This is a genomic window from Sphingomonas phoenicis (assembly GCF_047238005.1).
In the GTDB taxonomy this organism is placed as follows: Bacteria; Pseudomonadota; Alphaproteobacteria; order Sphingomonadales; family Sphingomonadaceae; genus Sphingomonas.
In genome coordinates this window covers 37,807-57,040 of sequence record NZ_JBDFMC010000006.1, presented here as the reverse complement: position 1 = coordinate 57,040, position 19,234 = coordinate 37,807, and the positions used below count along the sequence as shown (strand labels likewise).

The following is a 19,234-nucleotide window of genomic DNA, read 5'->3' as shown; positions in this document are numbered from 1 at the left end:
CGCTGATCGGCACGCTGCCGGCGGCCGGTCGAACGTCGGCGGAACTGGCAGCCGACATCGATACCCGTCTCAATGCCCGCTACCTCCGCGCCGCACGTACCGCCGTGTCGGTGGTAACCGCGACCAACTACACGGTTACCGTCGATGGCGCCGTGACGAAGCCCGGGATCTACGACATTCCCGGCCAGCTGATGCTGTCCCAAGCACTTGCCGTGGCGGGAGGGGGAGCGCAGTTCGCGCGCATGGACGAAGTGATTGTTTTTCGCGACATGGAGGGCAAGCGCTTCGCTGCCCGCTTTGACATGGATGACATCCGGGTCGGCCGCACGCCCGACTTGAAGCTGCGCCAGGGTGACACTGTCGTCGTGGGCATTAACAGTGCCGAGCGGCTTTTCCGCGACATCATCACTACGCTTCCGGGTGCGGCTGCCGTCTTTGTCGCTTTGCGCAGATAGGAATAGGTCTACGATGCAGTTCGCCTCTCCGGCGCCCCATGCAGGGTTCGAGATCCCGCACGATCCCCAGCCTACCGAGGCCACTCACAAGTCCTTCAGCGTCCGCGAAGTATGGGCGGCGATCTATCGTTCGCGGCTGTGGATCGCGATCATCATGGCGGCGTGCATCGGCGCCGGGCTTGTGTACACGATGCTCGCTACGCGGCTGTATACCAGCAAGGTGACGATCGAAATTCGGCAGGAAGCCGAGAAGGTGCTGGGAACTGAAGCCGATCGCGAAGGCGCAGCCTCGAAGAATGACTCCGAGCGTTTCATGCAGACGCAGCTGCAGATCATTCGCAGCCGGGGCGTTGCCGCAACCGTTGCCGAGAGCCTGGGCCTTTACCGTGGCGACAGCTTCCTTGAGACCATGAAGATCGAGCCGGCCGAGGCGGGATCATCGCGCCAGTCGCTTCAGCAGATCCACCGCGAGCAGGTCGAGCAAGCGTTGATGCGCTATGTCGATGTGGACTATACCGGCAGCACGCGCATTGCCGAGCTCTCGTTTGTCAGCCCCGATCCGGCCCTGTCCGCCCGCGTCGCCAATGCCTATGCCGAAAGCTTCATGCGCAACAATCTGGCGCGTAAGTTCGACAGCTCGGCCTATGCGCTGGAATTTCTGCGCAATCAGCTTGCCGAGGCGCAGCAGCGGCTTGAGCGCGCCGAACGGGAGGCGTTGGGTTATGCCCGGCGCCTTCGGCTGGTGGATGCCGCTAGCACCAGCGGTCCGCAATCGCTGATCGCAGGTCGCCTGGGCGAGCTGAACCAGGCGTATTCGGCTGCGATTTCAGAGCGGATCACGGCGGAGCAACGCTGGCAGCAGACGCAGGCGCTATCCGACCTCCGAATTCCGGAAGTGCTGTCTAACCCGGCGATCCAGGGATTGCTGCAGCAGCGTGCCCAATCCGCAGCCGCCTACGAACAGCAACTGACTACCCGCCGGGCAGAGTACCCGCTCGCGCTGGAAGCTTCGGCACAGAAGCGTGAGCTGGATCGTCAGATCAAGTCCATCGCCGGCAACGTTCGCAGTTCCGTCAAGAGTCAGTATGATGTTGCGCTGAGCCGCGAGCGTCGACTCTCGGACCAGATCGAGGCGCTGAAGACCAACAGCCTGAACGAGCAGAGCGAGGGTATCCAGCTTTCGATCCTTCGCCGGGCAGCGGACACCTATCGGCAACAGTACGATGCCCTGCTGCGTCGATACAATTCTCTCAACGCCGAATTGGGGGTGCAGACGAACAATCTGAGCATCGTCGACCGTGCGCAGATCGACGAGGATCCTTCCTGGCCGCGATTGCCACTGATCCTGGCACTGGCGATCTTCGTCGGAATGCTCCTGTCGTTCGGCTGTATGGTGTTGCGTGAGCAGCTGTTCGATGCGGTCCGGCTGCCCGACGACGTCACCGAGCGGCTGCGCTTGCCGCTGCTTGGCAGCGTGCCGGATGCCGAAGATATCGACGCCGCACTTGCCGATCCCAAATCACCGGTCAGCGAGGCGTTCAACAGCGTCCGTACCTCTCTGGCGCTGGCAGAGGGGGGCATGCCGCGGACGATACTCTTCACCTCCAGCCAGGCTGGCGAAGGCAAGTCGTCGTCCTGTCATGCCCTTGCGCTCAGTCTGGCACGATTGGGCAAGCGTGTGGTAATCGTCGATGCAGATCTGCGTCGTCCGAATGCACATCGGTTGTTCGGCGCCAGGAACGATGTCGGACTCAGCAATGTTCTCGCTGGCCTGAAGCCCGTGGAGCAAGCTCTGCAATACCCTCGTCATGAAGGAATTGCGCTCCTCACTGCCGGTGAAATTCCGCCGAATCCGTCCGAACTCGTCAACAGTCCGCAATTCATGAAGCTGATCGGAGACCTGGCCGAGCAGTTCGACACGGTACTGATCGACTCTGCGCCGGTACTGGGCATTGCCGATGCCATCATCCTGTCGAGCGAGGTCGAAGCCACGGTCTTCGTGATCGAAGCCGGTCGCAATACCGTACGCGGCACTGCCAATGCTCTTCAGCGCCTACGCCGCGGCGGCGATCGCGTCGCTGGCGCATTGCTGACCAAATATGATCCGGGTCGGCATGGCTATGGCTATGGTCAGGACTATTCATACGAGTATCGTTATCAGTCATGACCGCGTTGGACGGCTCCATCTCGCGGCAGAGGCGCGCGATACTGCCGTTGATCCTCGCGGCATCGCTGCTGCCGGTGACCGGCTATTACGTCACTACCGCCCCGAAGCTGGATGTGCTGCGGCGTGGTGCCACCACCCATCTGCTGGCTATGGGTCGCAAGCGTCCCGACGCCCAGACGGCGCAGCTCGCTGAGGCTATCCCTGCCATCGCGGCCGATCCGCTCAACCAGCAGGCAGTGAGCGGTGTGATCGCCGCACGCCTGCAGGTCGGCGGTGACACCAAACTCGCATTGCAGCAGGCGGCACTTCTTCGGCAACTCGGCTGGCGCAGCACCAGTGCGCTGCAGAATCTCCTGTGGCGTGGCGGATCAACCCGTGACCTTCCGCTCATCATGGACACACTGGACGCGCTGCTACGTCGTCAGAAGCTTCTGGACACCATCTATCCGCTGCTGAACCTGATGACGGTTGATCCGGACTTCCGCATATTGCTGACACGCCGGCTGACAGGTCGCCCGTCCTGGCGGTACTATTACTTCCTCTCCGCCACCAACCTCAAGGATCCGGCAGAGATCAACGGCCGCTTCGCGGTCATGCGGGCCGTGCAACGCAGCGGCGACCGACTGACCCGCAACGAGATCGCACCGATTCTGCCGCGCCTGCTCGGCATAGGACGCGGCGCTCAGGCCCTGGCACTCTGGCGCACCCACGCCGGTGCATTGACAAGCCCGCTTGCCGACCCCGATTTCGCGGTCGCGGCGAGGCCCCTGCCGGACGACGCGCTTCCGATATCGTTTGAATGGCAACTCGCCAACGGGAGCGGCTATTACGCCGATGCCTCACGTGATGCTCAAGGCAATTTTCTCAGCATCGATTGGAGCGGGCGCGGTACGCCGGTGTTCGTAAGTCAGGTGACCAGTGCGACGCCGGGGCGGTACCGGTTGCTGGTCACCGGCGATACCAACCTGTCGAAGCTGACCGATCGATTGGGATTCCGGCTGACCTGCCCAGACGGCAGATCGGTCGCCTTTACCCCGCAAGGGGCGGCTGGACGTCAACTGCGCCTGCTGGCGGACGGTGTCATATCCTGCGCCTTTCCAACCCTCGAACTGCACGGGTTGGTCCAGTCCGGCATGGCGCCTGGATCAATGACGCTGCGATCGATCCAGATGATGCGGGCTGGTGCGTGACGGATACTGCGGCGTCGGCGAGCGGTGCGCTGCGCGTGCCGCAACGTGTGGCGCTGATCCACTACTGGCTGGTCACCATGCGTGGAGGCGAGCGGGTGTTGGAGGCATTGGCGGAGATGTTCCCGGATGCGGACATCTACACTCACGCGGTCGCCCCCGAGCAGCTATCGGCCAAGCTGCGCAGGCACCGCATCACCACTACCTTTGTAGGCCGGCTGCCGCGTGCAGCGCGATGGTACCAGCGCTATCTCCCACTCATGCCCTTGGCGCTGGAGGCGCTGGATCTTTCGGCCTATGATCTCGTCATCTGTTCGGAAGCAGGCCCGGCCAAGGGGGTGATCGTACGGCCAGGGGCGGTTCAGATCGTCTACTGCCATTCGCCAATGCGTTATATCTGGGACAAATATCATCTCTATCGCCGGCGTGCCGGATGGCTCACCCGCCGCGTGATGCCTCTCATCGCCCATTATCTGCGGCTATGGGATGCGATATCGGCGATGCGGGTCGACGGCTTCGTCGCCAATTCGAGTTTCGTGGCAGCACGGTTGCGCCAAGCTTATCGGCGCGAGGCATGCGTGGTCTATCCGCCTGTCGATGTCGCAGCGTTCGCGACCGCCCGCGTCGTGCAACCCGACGATTTCTATCTCTGGTGCGGCGAACTGGTCGCCTACAAACGTCCCGAGGTCGCTATCGACGCCTTCAACACGCTGGGTCTGCCACTCGTCGTGCTTGGTGGTGGCGAAGAACTCAAACGGCTGAAGGAGCGTGCAGGACCTACGATCCGTTTTCTCGGCAAGGTGCCGTTCGACACGTTGCGGGATCATATGGGACGATGCCGAGCGCTGATATTTCCTGGTGAAGAGGATTTCGGCATGGTCCCGGTGGAGGTGCAGGCGACCGGGCGGCCGGTCATCGCCCTGGCACGAGGAGGCGCGCTCGAGACGGTCCGGTCCAACCATACCGGACTCCTCTACGAGGACGACAGCGCAGACGGCCTCGTCGCAGCCGTACGCGCCTTTGAGGATTCGGGAATAGCCGAGAGGTGTGGAGACGATTGTATCCGCAACGCCCGGCGTTTTGACGCAGATAATTTTCGCGCGGGGATGGCGCGCGTCCTGCGCGAGCATGGGCTTGCGCCGGCGCGCATCCCGCAGCCAAGAGCCCTCTAAACCATGTTCACTGCCCTCGCCGCCCTTGTCGCGTTCCTAAGCGGCTTCACAGATGTTCGCATCGGTGACATCCAGACAGTCGAAATCGTCATCATGGGAGCGCTCGCCCTCTCCTTTCTGCTGCCGCGCCAGGCCGCGCAAGTGGAAGGGCCGGTGGTGACGATCAACCTGCTGCCCCGCATATTGGTGATGCTGACGCTGGTTGCCTGCGGTTCGCTACTGTCGCTGCGTCTGACCTTCTACCCGCCTGATGACATCGGTCTGCTGAAGCAACCGCCCTGGGCGACGATCGTCCGCCTGATCGAGGTTTCGATCTCGACATCGGCCGTGTTCATCGTGGCACTGGCAATCCGCGACGATCCGCGCAAGTTCAGCCTGGTTCTCAAGGCTTATGTCTGGGCTGGATTGCTGAACGCAATCTGGGGTCTGATCGCCTTCGCCATATTCTTCGGCGCCGGCATCGACCTTCCCGGCATCACTCTGGGGGGTCGGATCCCACGGGTGTGCGGCTTTTTCAACGAAGGTGGACCATTCGGCGTCTATATGGCTGGCGTTGCGCTAATTCAGTATATCCGCGGGCCGATGCTTGGATATATCGGCAAGTTCCAATACCGATCAAGTATTGTGTTGATGATGGTCGCCATCATTGGTTCGCAATCCAAAGCGTCCGTTCTCGTTATCCTCGTACTCGCCTTACTAGGTTTTGCACAGCAGCGACGTGCAGCTCTCGTTGCATTTGCCCTAGTGCTGGTTGTTCCGCTTGCAATTGCTAGCAATCTTGTAGAAGGTCTCAACGGTTATTACGACAGCTTGGTCAACTTCCGGGAACAGGCTTACGAGCGCTCGACGGATGGAAATCTCGTCAATGGCCGCCTGATGGCTTCGGTCCTTCTGCCGCGGATCGTCGAGGCACATCCTATCCTTGGTGTCGGCATCGGCAATTACAGCCTGGTACGCAACAATCCCAATATTCTTCTTGGTCTGCCCCGCACCGAGGTTTGGGATCTGCACGGGTTGGGTCTGCTCGGTTACTTGGCGGAACTGGGGATTCCGCTGACGTTGTTCGTGTTGTACATCTACGCCTACCCCTTCTTCACCGCACTGCGCCAACGCGGATGGATATTCATGCTGAGCGCCTATCCCATGCTGGCGGCTCTGTTCGGTGTGCAGCTCAACTTCGCATATCCTTGGGTTGTCATGGGGTTGGCGCTGTCGGCTATATCGATTGATCGCAAGTATCGCGCTACGGGCCGTGCCTTAGTGCCCGCCGCCCCGCGCAGTGCCAGAACCTTGCGCGAGAGTGTAGGTCGTCTGCGCCGTCGCTGATTTCCTACGTTCCTCAGGGTTGGTCAGGCGCGACAACACAGGCGTCACTTAGAACGATATATCGATCGACTTCGTCCAGCGCACAAAGGATGTGGTACAGGCTTGATGCTCGAACCTCTTCCTCGCGAGGACGATCATCGACACCGATTGTCTCGAACCACAGACCCGGCATGCGTGTGTCGAGGAAACGGTTCAGCCCGCGCATCGCTGCCGCTACCTGACGCTCCGCCACCTCTCGCGCATCGGTGTCGGACGCTGCCGCAGCCAACGCGATCCATCCCTTGATGCGCTCGGTCTGGGGCCAGAGGCGCGCGTTACCGTCACGCAGGGTGCCGTCATCGTTGAGAGCGTTGAAGGCGATCCCGCGCCGATCCACTCCCTCGCGCTCGGCACCGTGTACCAGTCGGCGAGCGACCGCCAAGGCATCGGGGCGCTCACGCGCCATGCCCCACCGGGTCAGCAGCCATGCCCATTCAAACTGATGTCCCGGTTCCACGATCCTGCCAGCGTCACCAGCCATGGGATGCCAGTCCGCATCGTAGAATTCACGCAGCCGTCCCGTTTTCGCATCGATAAACCGATGCAGACACAGTGTCGCGATCTCGTCCGCCAGCGCATTCCAGCCAGCATCCACGCCCGGTATCGCTGCCCAGGCGAGAGACGCCTCCATCAGGTGCATATGGGGATTGGCTTCCAAAGGCAGTGCGCCGGCAAGCCCCGCCTCAAAGCCTCCTCGGTCGTGCCGATGTGCTTCAAGGCGCGTCCGTATGGCGGTGGCCAGTATGATCGACCGATGCCGGTCCGTGTGCCGGGTTGCCACTGTCGCCAACGCGAACAGGACAAAGGCAACGTCGTAGAGATCGTGCATCCGCCGTGCGACCGTTCCCTCGGGTGTACGCTCAGGGACGACCTCGCCATCGGCCATCGCGAAACCGGCGGTCAAAGCGTCGAAGCCAAAGGCGACGAGATCGTCCGTTCCCCGCCAGCCAAGGCGTTCGAGCGTGGCGAAACTGTAGATCTGGCGGGCGACAAGCCGTGCGCGTCGCGGCACCACCAGTTCGCGGCAATCATGGTCGAGTCGTTCGACGAAGCTGCCCCGGACACGGTCGACGCCCTTCTGCGCCCATAGCGGAGCGGCACTACCGAGCGCCCAGTCCTTCAGCCCGCGATATCCAGTTTCAAGTTCAGCGCGAGCGCTCGCCATTAATCTGCTTTCCGCAAGGATTCCACATGAGACCTGATGAAACTGGCAAGATCGCCGCCCGTGAACTGCACCGCGCGAACTCCAGCCGCTTCGCCTGCCGCTACGTCGCTCGGCTGGTCACCGATCATGACGCTGCGAGCCCTGTCGATCGGCCAATTCGCCATCAGGTCGAGCAACATGCCAGGCCGTGGCTTTCGCCAGGGATGATCTGCCACTCGGTAAGCGCTATAAATCGCGTCAGGGTGAAAGGGACAGTGGCGGGCGTCGTCGAGGTGACCGCCCGCCTCAGCCAATCGGTCGCCCAGCACCGTCATGACGGCCTGGTAATCCGCTTCGCTATACAGCCCTTTGGCGATTCCCGCTTGGTTAGTGACCACGAACACGTAATAGCCCTGTTCATTAAGCCACGCGACGGCCTCACCAGCACCGGCGACGAGTTCCAGCCGATCGACTTGACCGACATGGCCATGATCGACATTGAGCACACCGTCGCGATCAAGGAAAACAGCAGGCTTGCAGCGCTGCGCAGGGATTTCGAACTGGGCGGCCGCATAGGAGGCCGGAACACCGATATCGATGAAGTAGTGGCCGGCGAAGCTGCGTCCGCGGAGCCGGCCGCTCGTGATCGCCTGGGGTAACACGTCCTGTTCCAACGAACAGGAGCCGCTGGCGACATCGACGAGAGAGCGGGCGAGACGATAGACGCCACCGTTTATTAATGCTGGAGCGTCTGCCGCCTGCGGTGCGGCAAGGGCTGTGATCCTGCTGCCGTCAAGGCCGACCACGCCGTATCGCGAGGTGTCACTGGTCGGGCGCAGCGCCATCACACATCCATCGGCGCCGTCCATTGCAGCCACCGTTTCCAATGCGCGTAAAGGGATATCGAACCAGGTGTCTCCGTTCAGTAGATAGAAGATCTCGTCCAGCCGATCACGAGCGTGCCATAGCGCGCCTCCCGTTCCTGCATTTTCAGGCTCGATCGACATGGTCACGTCGAGATCGAACTTAATCCGGGCTGTAGACGTCTTGATGAAGGTGGCGATCTTCTCCGCCTCGAATCTTGCCAACAGCAGGATACGACGAAAGCCTTGCCGGCCCAATTCACTCAACAGAAGGTCGAGAAAGGGCATACCGGCCACTGGCAGCAGCGGCTTGGGCATAGCTTCGGTCAGCGCCCCTAATCGGGTACCTAATCCGCCGCACAGGATCGCACACTGGGTTGGCCGGGTCATGGTTGCCACGTCTCGCATCCATAGGCGTGAAACTTGACAGGTTCCGCGCGCGCACCCTGGTTCTGCAGCTTTTCGATCAACCGGAAGCGCTCGTCGGGCTCAACCAGAAAGAACATGAACCCGCCGCCGCCTGCGCCCGACACCTTGCCGCCAAGGGCTCCGTTAGCGAGAGCAAATTCGAACAACTCATCGATTCGCTGGGTGGCAATACCCGAAGCTGTCGCTTTCTTGGCGCGCCATGCCTGGTTCAGCAAATCGGCCATGCCGACGATGTCGCCTAGAAACAGACACTGTTTCATTTCTACCGCCGTCGCCTTGAGTGCATGCATCGCATCCATGGCAACGCTGTTGCCAGCGTTGAGCGCACCGGTCTGCTGCTCGATGATCCGGGCCGACTCGCGCGAGCTGCCGGTGAAACAGACGATCAGGGACGATTCCAGTTCTCGCCGGATCGCTCCATGCAGACGCAAGGGGTTGACCAGCACGCGATCATTGCGGAGAAATTCGATGAAGTTGATATCGCCAAAGGCTGCGGCATACTGGTCCTGCCGACCGCCGGCGAGCCGAAGTTCGACCCGCTCGATCTCATAGGCGAGCCGTGCGACATCATACTGGCCAAGCGGTGCGCGCAGCATCTCGCGAAAAGCGTCAACCAGCGCAACCACCAGCGCAGACGACGATCCCAATCCCGAACCTAAAGGGGCATCAACCGAGGTGGTGATGGTCAGGGCACACCGCTTGCCGCCATGATGGTCGCGGATCATGCGTTCATAGACGCCGCGGTGCAGCAGCAGCGGCGAACTTGACAGATCATCCTCCAGGCCATGTTCGATCCGGGTATCGAGATCATTAGCGACAAAGACGATCCTGTTGTCATCACGCGGGGTCAGCGTGGCAAAGGCGAACCGATCTATCGTCACGTTGAGCACTGCGCCTTCGTGAAGGTCGCAGTAGGGCGACAGGTCGGTACCGCCCCCGGCAAGCCCAAGGCGAAGCGGCGCGCGTGATCGGGTCTTGCGAAGCGATACGGTCATAAGTGCCTATTAGAGTGTCTGGTCGAGAAGAGCTGCGATCGCTTCGGCGGTCCGGTCCCAGCTGTACTGGGCAGCATGGCGCATGTTGTGGCGACGCATTGCCTCAAGGTCAAAAGGCGGATCGTCGATGGTCCGGCATGCTTGCTCGATTGCCTCGACCCAGCCGGTCAGATCGCGCCCGTTGACGAACTGCAGCCAGGCGCCCCCCGCCGTTTCCACCAAGGCTTCGGCAGTGGAACTGACGCACAATGCACCCGCTTGCATGCCTTCCAGAAGCGGCAGGCCAAATCCTTCGTACAGCGATGGCATCAACACGATCGATGCCTCGCCGTACAGCCCGTGCAGCTCCTCGTTAGAGATGCCGCGGCGTACGTCTATCGCGCGATCGGTATTCGCCAAGCTCTGCAGATCTATACCTGACCGCTGGTCAACAGCAGGCGCGACGGCGGTCAATTGCCACTCCGGCGAAAGCCGAGCGCGTTGCCAGGCGGCGATCGCCATGGAAAAATTCTTATGCTGCTTGGCCGCGCCTACGACCAAGATGCGCTTTGTTTTATGCGGCGGTGTGGCTGGATCGAACAGGGGCCAGTCGGCGTGATCGATACCACTGAGGCAATTGACCCATGGCTGAACGGCCCCGATCTTGCGGGTGAATTCACGCTGACTAAAGCGACTGACGAACGCCACGCCACGCGCCTGACGCTGCACCTTGCGAAAGGCCAGTCGGGACAGGGTCCTCTTGGTCCATGCCGTTGGAAACAGTTCGTCTTCAAGATGAAGGACATCGTGCACCGTTGCGATAAACGGGCCGCGCCAGCGCAAAGGCACAAAATAGTTTGTAAACCAGGTCAAATCGTAACTGCTCGACAGCGGCTCCAAAGCCCACTGCTCCCGTCCCGAAAAGGGCACGATGTCGCTAGCAACCATTCCCAGATTATCGCAACAGGCGAACAATGATCGGGCCGCGTCCAACTGCGCCGGTGGTAACACAACGTCGAACCGGTGCTGCGGCTGCAAGGCGGCAAGCCGGGGCAGCGTGGCAGCGATATAGCGGCCGATGCCCGAGCCCCACCCAACCCGGCCATCGACGAGAATTCTAGCCAACACTTGTCCTTCATTTTCACGCCCCGGAATGTGGTCAAGGCGAGTCGCCGTTCCAACCGGGTGAACACGCGAACGTCAATACGCGTTCGTGTGGAGCATTACCTTCATTGTCTGGACGATGATCGCGATGTCGTTGCGCAATGACCAGTTGGCGACATATTCGAGATCCGCCTGCAGGCGGTTGGTCAGATCTTCAATCTGATGAGTGTTGCCTCGAAAGCCACGCACCTGAGCCAGACCGGTCATTCCCGGCTTAATTGCATGCCGTTGCCGATAACGGGCATCGACATCCCAGTAGAGAAGATTAGCGGCCTTGGCAGCTAAAGCGTGAGGCCGAGGACCGACAATGCTCATCTCACCTTTGAGAACATTGATGAGTTGAGGAAGTTCATCGATCGAGGTACGACGAATGAAGTTACCGACCCGCGTTACTCGGCTATCGTTGACTTGAGTCAGGCGCTCAGCATGTACATCGGCCGTATGATGGTACATGCTACGAAATTTGAAGATCCGAAAGATGCGATTGCCGCGGCCGATCCGTTCCTGCCGGAAGAAGACAGGTCCGCTACTTTCCCAGCGTATCGCGATCATGACCGCCAGTAACGGCAAAGTGAGCACGAACAGAGCAACAGTCGAGAACACCATGTCAAAGGCACGCTTTATCGCCCTGGAAGACAAGGTCATCGGGCCATAATTGATAACCAACGTGTGACGTTCGCCAAACTCGCGCATACCGATGGCACTGACCTCGTCGCGCACATCCGTCAGTATCTCGCCATCTACTGCCAGCGTTCGTAACACCGGTGCCCAGTCACGAGCACGATTGAGATCGCACGCTACGACCAGTCGATCCGAGCACGCGGTTATGTTGGCCAGATTATGGTAGGCATGAGGGTCGTTAGTGGTAGGATTGAAACCGATATCGTCGGCATCAAGGACAATTTCAGCACCGTGTGTGTTATAGTTGACGCGATCGCGAATGACGATGGTAGTGTGTGCCGTACCACCGAGCATGTGGGCGATATGGGGCTTGAGCAGCATACGGGCTAGGATCAGCAGCAGAAACGAGGCGGCAAAACCGATTGCGAAAACGCCGCGTGACAATTCACCGCTCGCCTTCAGCATATATGCGATTAGCAGGACGATGCCGCCGGCGATCATCAATGCCCTTGCAGCCCGACTAGCTCCAAGATGGGCGTTATCCAACGTCGCGGCACCATAGGTCCCGTTGGTGCCTGCCTGAATGGCGAACAACGGCAGGATAACACCCAACATCAGGAAGCCGTGTTCAATCGGCGCTGGTGCGGCAAGGCTGACCAGAAAGTTCGCAGTACAAAAAGAAAGACTGATCGCCAGCGCATCACTGAACGCCAGCAGCAGATAGCAACGAAAACGGGAAACTTTACGATCCCGCACCAGCAAAGGCGCAAATGCCTCATCTTCTACCGGACGCACGAACTTGCTGGCGACCGGCTGCTCCTGTCGATTGTACACATACGTCATAACGCGGCCATGTAACAAAAACGGCGGAAAAGCTACCTTCCTGAGCCGGCACGGCTTTCAGTCCGAGTGGCCCTCAATCCCCCACCGGGCTCTCGCCGTGCTTCCTCAGCACGTCGTTGAACGCCTCGGCCATCAGTGCCTGCAGGCTTCTCCCCTGGCGCCTCGCCAGCATGTGCATCGCCAGCGACATATCGGGGGTGAAGAAGCCGGCGATCTGTTTCCTGCCCTCGCGGCTCTGCGGGCGGGCCGGGGTGCCTGCGGCGGGCGCCGCGGGGTCGGACGGCTGGGCCGTCACGGGCACTGGCGCGGCATGGGTGCGCAGGTTGGCGAAGCTGGGTTTCCGGCTCATGCGGCGGTCTTTCGTGAGGATGGCGTCTTCATGTCGAGCTGTCGACAGGTCCAGCGGTAGAGGTCGCGGATGTCGTCGGCCGCTTTCCCGGCCGGCTCCAGCTCCATGACCGTCCGCCCCTCGGCGCTGGCATGGCGGTACGCGGCGCGGTCGGGGATCAGGACGGGACATGGCGGGGTGCCGTAGCCGTCGACCAGCTCGCCCGCCTCGGCATAGACGCGCGGCGCGTTGGGGGGGCCGGCGGTGAAGACGACATAGGCAGGCTTGCGGAGGAGCTGGACGAGCTTCGCCGTCGTCTGGATCGCAGCCAGGTCGAACGCCGACGGGCGGCACGGGATGAGGACCAGGTCGGCGACCTCGACCGCGGCCCTCGCGGCGCTGTCGGCATGGGGGGGCGTGTCGATGACGATCAGGCCGGCGCCCTGATCGCGCGCGGCCGCGACCTTGGCCGCCAGGCGGGGGGGCGGGCTGTCGATGACCTCGGGGGGCGCATCCTGACGCCAGGCGGCCCATTGGCTGGCGGTAGCCTGGGGATCGGTGTCGACGATGAGCGAGACCAGCCCCGCCTCCTGCGCCGCGGCGGCGAGGTGGAGGGCCAGCGTTGTCTTCCCCGCCCCGCCCTTCTGGCTGATGATCGCGATCGTCTTCATCGAGGTCCTGACGGGGGAAGCCATGTCGGCGTCTCTACATGTCGACAGCCCGGATCGGCAAGGGCCGGAGCGCGGAAGGTAAGGCTAAGGTAAGGCCAAAATCATGTCGCCGTCGCTTTCCCCACCCCTCCCTTTCACCCCGCTCGCACGCGCGCTCCGGTCGCGATGATCGCTGCCGGAAACCGCCTGATCCCCTCAGGGAGCATGGCGCCGGCGGAGCCGGTGCTTCCCGCAGTTGGAATTATCCCCAGGTGTAGCAGGGGATGGTTAAGATCGCGGGTCCAGTGCCGTCAGGCAATGGCGTCTCGGCCGTTCAGGCCGAGTCTGCTTGTTCCCTGATCAGATGGATGCGGTAGCGGTTGTGGATCGATATGAGACTCGCTCTGTCGGGCATCGATACGGGCACCGAGCCGGGCGAGCATCCGGCCAAGCGGACCGCCGACGGTCGCCTGCGCCAGTTCGCGGCAGGACAGGGTCGCGTGCATCGCCGCCAGCTCGTCGGCGCGGTCGACCGCCTGCTGGAGCGTGTCGTCGGGCACCGGCGCGGGGCGCAGCCAGCGGGGCAGATGGCCGAGCAGGCGCTGGGGCACGGTGGGACGATAGACGTTCGAGGTCTGCTCGTAGCGGGGGCCCGGACCATCACCCTCGACCCGCCTGAACCGGCGCTGGCGGACGAGGAAGCCCGTCGCCTCGAGCTGGTGGAGCGCCCGCGCGACGGTGGCGCGGCCGAGCGCGGTGGCCGCGGCGAGCCGGTCGTAGCTGGGATAGACGCGGCCGCGGTTGAGCCGGGCGAGCGTGCAGATCTCCTCGTACACGCGCACCGCCCCCGCGGTCAGCGCGGCGAGCGCGCGCTCCGAGGCGGAGAGGCTGCGTCGCTCGATCCGCGCGGCACGGCGCAGGCGGCGCCCGGCGTCGAGCGCGGCGCGCGCCATGCGCAGCAGCCGGTCGGTCTCGCCCTTCGCTGGCGGGCTGAAGAACTGCTCCTCGAACGTCCCCGCCTCGATACTGTCGCGGCGCACCGGCGCGCCGGTGCGATGGGGATTGCGCCGGGGAGAGCGTGACGCGGTGCGCGGGGCGGCGCGCATGTTCGCGATCGCCAGCACGCTGGCCTGGCCAAGGGTAAACGCCGTCATCTTCCATCCCCCGAAAGGGCTGGGACCGGAGGCAAAAAGGGAGTGTGGCGCGAAACGCGCATCCTTGAACCGGCAAGCGATCAGGGGTATCCGGAGAAGGTCTGTGAGACCTTTGGGATCGACGTTTGGCGACGTCGCTCCATGATACCCTTGGGATGCCCGGCCTTCGTGCCGGGCTTTCCTTTATGTGGTCACAGCCGCTGTCCGTTTTCGTGCCGGCCCCATGCCGGCTTGTTCCACGACTGTTGCAGTTAATGTCCAACATCGGAAGCGTTCGCGGTTCGTGCTTTCGAGTATGAAATGCAGAAATCGCGACGAACCGAGCCCGTAAAGTCTGTCGACTTCGTGCTTTCGAGTATCAAATACTCCGGCGTCCTCGTGCTTTCGGGTATGAATTGCCCGTCAGACTCGTGCTTTCGAATATCAAATCGGTGTGGACGGCAGGCCCGCGCGAATCATGATTCGGCGACCGGATCACCGGTCCGATCGGGTGCCTGATCGTCGGCCGGCAATGCGGCGGGGCGGCGGGTGACGACGACGCGCGCCGGATTGGCGCGGCGCCCGCGCCGCCCGGCGACCGGGGGCGAGTCCGCGGGCGCGCCCTCCCCCGCCGCGTCCCCCGTCACCGTCTCGACCAGGGCGACGTCGTAGTCGGGGATCGCGTCGGTGCCGGCGATCGCGCGCACCGCCTGGCGGAAATTGGCGAGCGGGTTCTGGTAGCCGATCTGGAGGCGGAAGGTGGCGAGGTCGAGGTCGAGCGCCTCGCCCTCGGTCACGGTCGAGCGGGCGACCTCGTAGATGCGCCGCTCGATCGGGCCGAGCTGGAAATAGGCATGGGCATAGTCGAGCACATGCCGGTCGAGCAGGATCGCCCGGAACAGCCAGTCGCACAGCCGCACCTTCACCGCCTTCAGCCGGCGCTCGCCCGCCCGGTTGCGCGAATAATGGAGCTTCGCCTCCGACAGCCACGAGAAGAAGCCCTCCTCGCCCTCGCCGCCCGCCTCGATATTGGTCTTGATCTGGGTGCCCTGCAGCCGCTCCAGCGCCTCCGACAGCCGGTTGTACGAGCGGGCGGAATGATTGGCGCCGGTGACCTGGAACAGGTCGTGCGCGGTGAAGACGAAATCCTGCTCCACCGCCTCCCCCGCCTCGAGCTTCGCGGCCATCAGGCTGGCGATGTAGAGCACGATCTCCTTGTCGTAGATCGTCGCGACGCCGCTGGCCGACGGACGCACCTCGATCGAGACGGTGTCGGTGCGATAGGTCAGCGGCTTCATCCACGCGGTCTTGGCGAGCGCGAAGAAGGGAAAGGCCATCAGCGACCGCTCGCCGCGGATCTCGCCCATCAACGGGCTGTCGAGGCGGAACAGGTCGCCCTGACCGGTGCGGGGCCCCGGGCGCGGAGTGGCCTTGGCGGGCGGTTTGGCGCGGGTGGCCCGGACCGGGCCGGGGGCGGGTGGCGCGGCGGGCGTCCGGGGGGTCTGGCGGGTCACTGGTATTTCCTACTCGAAAGCACGAACTTTCGGCGACCGGGCCGGGCGGAACAGGCGCGGATACGGTGCGCCGCGCGTCCCATTCGTGCTTTCGAGTATGAATTCATCGCCGGGTCGCCGCTCCTGTCGCGGACCGCCTTACTCCCAAGCCGCGCCGATCCGCAAAAGTCGCGATCGTTGGATTCTAGAACGGCAGGGGATGCCCGCAGCCCAGTCGCCTGAGCTGGGCGGCGCGGGCGGCGGCCTCCGCCTCGTTCGCGACGCGGTCGGGATCGACGGGGATGCCGAAATGGCGCGCCTGCGCCTCGCCGAAGATCATCACGCGCGACCCGGCGCACAGCCGCGTCACCGCCGCGGCCGGGACGTAACCGAGGTCGAGCAGCACCGGCCCCGGCCCCTCCTCCACCCGGACGATGTCCTGGAGATAGGCGCCGGCACGGGTGTCGACCAACAGATAGTCCGCCTTTGCCGCCCGTGCCGCGGCATGGGCGCGCTCATAAGGGGCGTTGGCGACCATGATCCGCCACGTCGCGACCGGGAGGGTGAAGAGGAGCGCAAAGGCGGCACTGGCGGCCAGAATAGACGCGGGCAGGCATCGGCCCAGCCGCTCCTCGATCGCCAGCCAGCCGCCCGCTGCCAGCAGGCAAAAGCACGGGATCAGGTGGTGGAGATAGCGATAGCCATAGCCATGGTCCTGCAGCACCAGCAGCGCGAGACCCCAGCCGCAGGCCAGCGCGCAGCCGATCAGGATGCGGGCCGGGCCGGTCGCCTGCCTGACCGCGCCGGCCCCAGCGATGGCGAGGGGCAGCAGCAGGATGTTCTGCCAGGCGATGAAGCGGGTCAGGCTCTCGCCGATCTGGAGCTGGCTCAGCCGCCAGAGGACGACGTTGACGTTCGCGGGTGGCGGGGTGCCGCTGACCACGAGCTGCCCGCCCATCGTCGCATCGAGCAGCCACGGCCAGGCGTGGCGCCACAGGAACCAGTAGAACAGGCACGCCAGCGCGTAGCAGCCCGCCAGCCGGAACCGCCGGTCGATCGCCAGCCAGACGACGAACGCCATGACGAAGCCGATATGGAAATGCGACTGGTGGAGCCCCGAGGCGAAGAGGCCGACGACGATCGCCAGCGCATGGCCGCGCCGGTCGCCGCGCAGGAAGCAGGCCAGCCACAGCGCGTTCAGCGCGAAATGGCCGGTCATTGCGAACGGCGTCGCGGCGTTGACGACGACTTGGGTCGAGGTCAGCGACATCACGACGGCGACGGTCGCGGCGTGCGGCCGGTCGGGCCAGATCCGCCGCGCCGCAGACGCCAGCGCCAGCGCACCGGCCAGCAGCAGCAGCGGCCCCGCCAGCCACCGGTCGCCGAGCAGCCCCGCCCCCGCCCGGATCGCGGCGTTGACCGGCAGATAGTTGGACAGCCAGGCGCCCGGCCGGACGGTGGCGTGCATCGGCATCATCGCCTGCGCCAGATCGCGAAAGCGCGGCGGGATCGGCCAGCCCATATGCCCCGCCGCGAGATAGGTCGCGGCGAACTCGGCCGACTGCTCGTCGCGCGAGACCGGATAATGGTGGAAGACGAGGAAGGTGCCGGCACAGGCGGCCAGCGCCGCCAGCGCACACCAGAGGAACAGCACGCGGCGGGTGAGCGCGGGCACCGGCGCGCCCCGAAGCGGCCACCAGCCCATGCCCAGCAGCACGAGCCCGCCGGCGGTCAGCAGATACGCGTCGTGATCGAAGAAACAGCCCGCGGCCAGGCTGGTCGACCGGTTGATGGCGAGCAGCCAGCCGACCATCAGCGTGATCGCCAGCTGGAACACCGCGGCGACCACCACCGCCTGCCGCCAGGCGTCGCCGCCCGCTGCTCCCGTCCGGTCGATCACCGGTATCGCCGCCTGCCTCATCGCGCGCCGGCTTGGCCGATCCATGGTTAAAGCCTCGTTGACGAAGCGCGCTACGCCCCGGTGATACCCATTCGGACGGCATCGAACCGCAGTGCCTGGTCGCTCATCTCGCGGGTGGCGATCAGGCCGGTTTCCGTCGCCAGGAACGCCCAGCTGGAATGCGGGCGGGGTGGCGGGCGCAATGCCGCGGGGTCGAGGACGGCGAGGTTGATGCCGCCTGCATGGCGCGCCGACGGCGCGCGGATCGCAGCGAGGCCGGCGGTGCGGGCGGTGCGGCCGAGGCCTTGCGTGGCGCCATAATCGCGGGGGTGGGTCCAGCGGCCGGGCTCGGTGCCGAGGACGCCCCGGGTCAGGTCGATCGCACGCGTCGTGGTGACGGTCACCGAAAAGGCCGACATCGGCGTCGGCGTGCGCGGGCGCCGGAAGCCGGGGGAGCGGGCGAAGCCGATCAGGCGCCAATATGCCGCCTCGGTCACCGCGGTCTCGATCGCCTCGGACGCGTAGAGGATGCCGGGCAGCGTGTCGGCCGGGCGGAAGCGCGAGGGGCGGCCGAGCCCATAGCGGAACGGCGAGGCGAGGAGCCAGGGGAGCGCCTGTGCGGCGGGCGGCAGACTGGGCTTCACCTCGTCGGCCAGCGCCTCGAGCAACGCCTGGTCGGCCGCGTTGCCGGCGAGGCGGTTGGTGGCGATGCGGTGCTGCGCCTCGACGATGCGGATCACGCGGCCGTCATAGGGGGTGGCGGCCGCGGCGAGATCCTCGGGGTGCGGATCAGGTCCGCGCACGCAGGGCATCGACATAGTCGCTGGTGGCGAGCAGCCCGCGGACGCTGGCGATCAGGTCGATCGGGGCGGCGCCGAGATCGAGATTGGGGGTCGCCAGCCACGAGCGGGCCGCTTCATCATCCTGCCCCAGCCAGCTGTCGAGCGAGCGGAACAGGCGGACGAGATGCTGGGCCAGCTCGAACGGCTTGGTGGCGGGCTCCAGCCGGTAGCTACCGGCCCGCAGGCGCGAGACGGTGGGGGCGGACAAGCCGACGATCTGGCCGAGCCGGGCGTTCGACAGCTGCCAGAACTGCGCGATCCGGGCGAGCGCCTCGCCCAGGACGCGGGGGGCGTCGGGATGGTCAGTGGTGGCGAGTGCGATGGCCACGAGGCTGCTCCTTCAGAACGGAATATAGCGATTTGGTTCTGCGGAACAAGGTTCAAACACCTCTTATGGCACCCCGGCGAAGGCCGGGGCTCAGTTGGAGGGGCTCCTGTGATGATGCGCCACGTCCCTAACCAGCGTTCCCCGACTGGGCCCGGCCTTCGCCGGGGTACAAGGGG

The 19,234-nt window shown here is 64.0% G+C and carries 17 protein-coding genes; 5 read left to right on the top strand and 12 right to left on the bottom strand.

What is annotated here, in order from left to right; all coding sequences use genetic code 11:
* The 5 genes from ABC319_RS19820 to ABC319_RS19800 all read left to right on the top strand — a co-directional run.
* Window positions 1-455: polysaccharide biosynthesis/export family protein (locus tag ABC319_RS19820; RefSeq protein WP_413071995.1), on the top strand; the 455-nt coding region annotated here is incomplete at its 5' end.
* A 13-nt stretch (window positions 456-468) separates the two neighbouring features.
* The gene (locus ABC319_RS19815) at window positions 469-2,622 is read left to right on the top strand and encodes a GumC family protein (RefSeq protein WP_413071994.1); all 2,154 of its coding nucleotides are present in this window, start codon (window positions 469-471) and stop codon (window positions 2,620-2,622) included.
* Complete coding sequence (locus tag ABC319_RS19810; RefSeq protein ID WP_413071993.1) at window positions 2,619-3,812, top strand: hypothetical protein; 1,194 nt, start codon at window positions 2,619-2,621, stop codon at window positions 3,810-3,812. The genes ABC319_RS19815 and ABC319_RS19810 overlap by 4 nt, the downstream gene beginning before the upstream one ends.
* Complete coding sequence (locus ABC319_RS19805; protein ID WP_413071992.1) at window positions 3,809-4,981, top strand: glycosyltransferase; 1,173 nt, start codon at window positions 3,809-3,811, stop codon at window positions 4,979-4,981. Before ABC319_RS19810 ends, ABC319_RS19805 begins: the two co-directional genes overlap by 4 nt.
* A 3-nt stretch (window positions 4,982-4,984) precedes the next feature.
* Window positions 4,985-6,307 carry an O-antigen ligase family protein gene (locus ABC319_RS19800; protein WP_413071991.1) on the top strand — a complete coding sequence of 441 codons (1,323 nt, stop codon included), beginning with the start codon at window positions 4,985-4,987 and terminating at the stop codon, window positions 6,305-6,307.
* 13 nt (window positions 6,308-6,320) lie between these two features.
* Here the strand turns inward: ABC319_RS19800 and ABC319_RS19795 are convergent, their stop codons facing one another.
* The 12 genes from ABC319_RS19795 to ABC319_RS19740 all read right to left on the bottom strand — a co-directional run bounded on the left by ABC319_RS19795 (window position 6,321) and on the right by ABC319_RS19740 (window position 19,058).
* A complete protein-coding gene (locus tag ABC319_RS19795) occupies window positions 6,321-7,511 on the bottom strand; it encodes an AGE family epimerase/isomerase (RefSeq protein WP_413071990.1) in 1,191 nt (396 codons plus the stop codon).
* Entirely contained in the window at window positions 7,511-8,743 is a 1,233-nt protein-coding gene (locus tag ABC319_RS19790) for an HAD-IIIA family hydrolase (RefSeq protein ID WP_413071998.1), read from the bottom strand. The genes ABC319_RS19795 and ABC319_RS19790 overlap by 1 nt, the downstream gene beginning before the upstream one ends.
* Window positions 8,740-9,777 carry a GHMP family kinase ATP-binding protein gene (locus ABC319_RS19785; protein ID WP_413071989.1) on the bottom strand — a complete coding sequence of 346 codons (1,038 nt, stop codon included), beginning with the start codon at window positions 9,775-9,777 and terminating at the stop codon, window positions 8,740-8,742. The genes ABC319_RS19790 and ABC319_RS19785 overlap by 4 nt, the downstream gene beginning before the upstream one ends.
* Window positions 9,778-9,786: 9 nt before the next feature.
* Window positions 9,787-10,881, bottom strand: coding sequence for a glycosyltransferase family 4 protein (locus ABC319_RS19780; RefSeq protein WP_413071988.1), 1,095 nt, complete (start codon window positions 10,879-10,881; stop codon window positions 9,787-9,789).
* A gap of 75 nt (window positions 10,882-10,956) precedes the next feature.
* Window positions 10,957-12,384 carry a sugar transferase gene (locus tag ABC319_RS19775; protein WP_413071987.1) on the bottom strand — a complete coding sequence of 476 codons (1,428 nt, stop codon included), beginning with the start codon at window positions 12,382-12,384 and terminating at the stop codon, window positions 10,957-10,959.
* Window positions 12,385-12,457: 73 nt separating this feature from the next.
* On the bottom strand, window positions 12,458-12,733 hold the full coding sequence (locus tag ABC319_RS19770) for a ribbon-helix-helix domain-containing protein (protein ID WP_413071986.1): 276 nt from the start codon (window positions 12,731-12,733) through the stop codon (window positions 12,458-12,460).
* On the bottom strand, window positions 12,730-13,383 hold the full coding sequence (parA, locus tag ABC319_RS19765; protein WP_413071985.1) for a ParA family partition ATPase: 654 nt from the start codon (window positions 13,381-13,383) through the stop codon (window positions 12,730-12,732). The genes ABC319_RS19770 and parA overlap by 4 nt, the downstream gene beginning before the upstream one ends.
* Window positions 13,384-13,673: 290 nt before the next feature.
* Complete coding sequence (locus ABC319_RS19760; protein ID WP_413071984.1) at window positions 13,674-14,516, bottom strand: helix-turn-helix domain-containing protein; 843 nt, start codon at window positions 14,514-14,516, stop codon at window positions 13,674-13,676.
* 455 nt (window positions 14,517-14,971) lie between these two features.
* Entirely contained in the window at window positions 14,972-15,862 is an 891-nt protein-coding gene (locus ABC319_RS19755) for a replication initiator protein A (protein ID WP_413071997.1), read from the bottom strand.
* A gap of 331 nt (window positions 15,863-16,193) precedes the next feature.
* A complete protein-coding gene (locus ABC319_RS19750; protein WP_413071983.1) occupies window positions 16,194-17,933 on the bottom strand; it encodes a hypothetical protein in 1,740 nt (579 codons plus the stop codon).
* 26 nt (window positions 17,934-17,959) lie between these two features.
* Window positions 17,960-18,691 carry an RES family NAD+ phosphorylase gene (locus ABC319_RS19745; RefSeq protein ID WP_413071982.1) on the bottom strand — a complete coding sequence of 244 codons (732 nt, stop codon included), beginning with the start codon at window positions 18,689-18,691 and terminating at the stop codon, window positions 17,960-17,962.
* Window positions 18,678-19,058: an antitoxin Xre/MbcA/ParS toxin-binding domain-containing protein gene (locus ABC319_RS19740; protein ID WP_413071981.1), complete on the bottom strand. Its 381-nt coding sequence runs from the start codon at window positions 19,056-19,058 to the stop codon at window positions 18,678-18,680. Before ABC319_RS19740 ends, ABC319_RS19745 begins: the two co-directional genes overlap by 14 nt.
* Window positions 19,059-19,234 lie beyond the last annotated feature (176 nt).

Coding starts and splice junctions, on each gene's coding strand:
- ABC319_RS19815 (WP_413071994.1), top strand. CDS start 469: ATGCAGTTCGCCTCTCCGGCGCCCCATGCAGGGTTCGAGATCCCGCAC.
- ABC319_RS19810 (WP_413071993.1), top strand. CDS start 2,619: ATGACCGCGTTGGACGGCTCCATCTCGCGGCAGAGGCGCGCGATACTG.
- ABC319_RS19800 (WP_413071991.1), top strand. CDS start 4,985: ATGTTCACTGCCCTCGCCGCCCTTGTCGCGTTCCTAAGCGGCTTCACA.
- ABC319_RS19795 (WP_413071990.1), bottom strand. CDS start 7,511: ATGGCGAGCGCTCGCGCTGAACTTGAAACTGGATATCGCGGGCTGAAG.
- ABC319_RS19790 (WP_413071998.1), bottom strand. CDS start 8,743: ATGACCCGGCCAACCCAGTGTGCGATCCTGTGCGGCGGATTAGGTACC.
- ABC319_RS19785 (WP_413071989.1), bottom strand. CDS start 9,777: ATGACCGTATCGCTTCGCAAGACCCGATCACGCGCGCCGCTTCGCCTT.
- ABC319_RS19775 (WP_413071987.1), bottom strand. CDS start 12,384: ATGACGTATGTGTACAATCGACAGGAGCAGCCGGTCGCCAGCAAGTTC.
- ABC319_RS19770 (WP_413071986.1), bottom strand. CDS start 12,733: ATGAGCCGGAAACCCAGCTTCGCCAACCTGCGCACCCATGCCGCGCCA.
- parA (WP_413071985.1), bottom strand. CDS start 13,383: ATGAAGACGATCGCGATCATCAGCCAGAAGGGCGGGGCGGGGAAGACA.
- ABC319_RS19760 (WP_413071984.1), bottom strand. CDS start 14,516: ATGACGGCGTTTACCCTTGGCCAGGCCAGCGTGCTGGCGATCGCGAAC.
- ABC319_RS19755 (WP_413071997.1), bottom strand. CDS start 15,862: ATGGGCGAGATCCGCGGCGAGCGGTCGCTGATGGCCTTTCCCTTCTTC.
- ABC319_RS19750 (WP_413071983.1), bottom strand. CDS start 17,933: ATGGATCGGCCAAGCCGGCGCGCGATGAGGCAGGCGGCGATACCGGTG.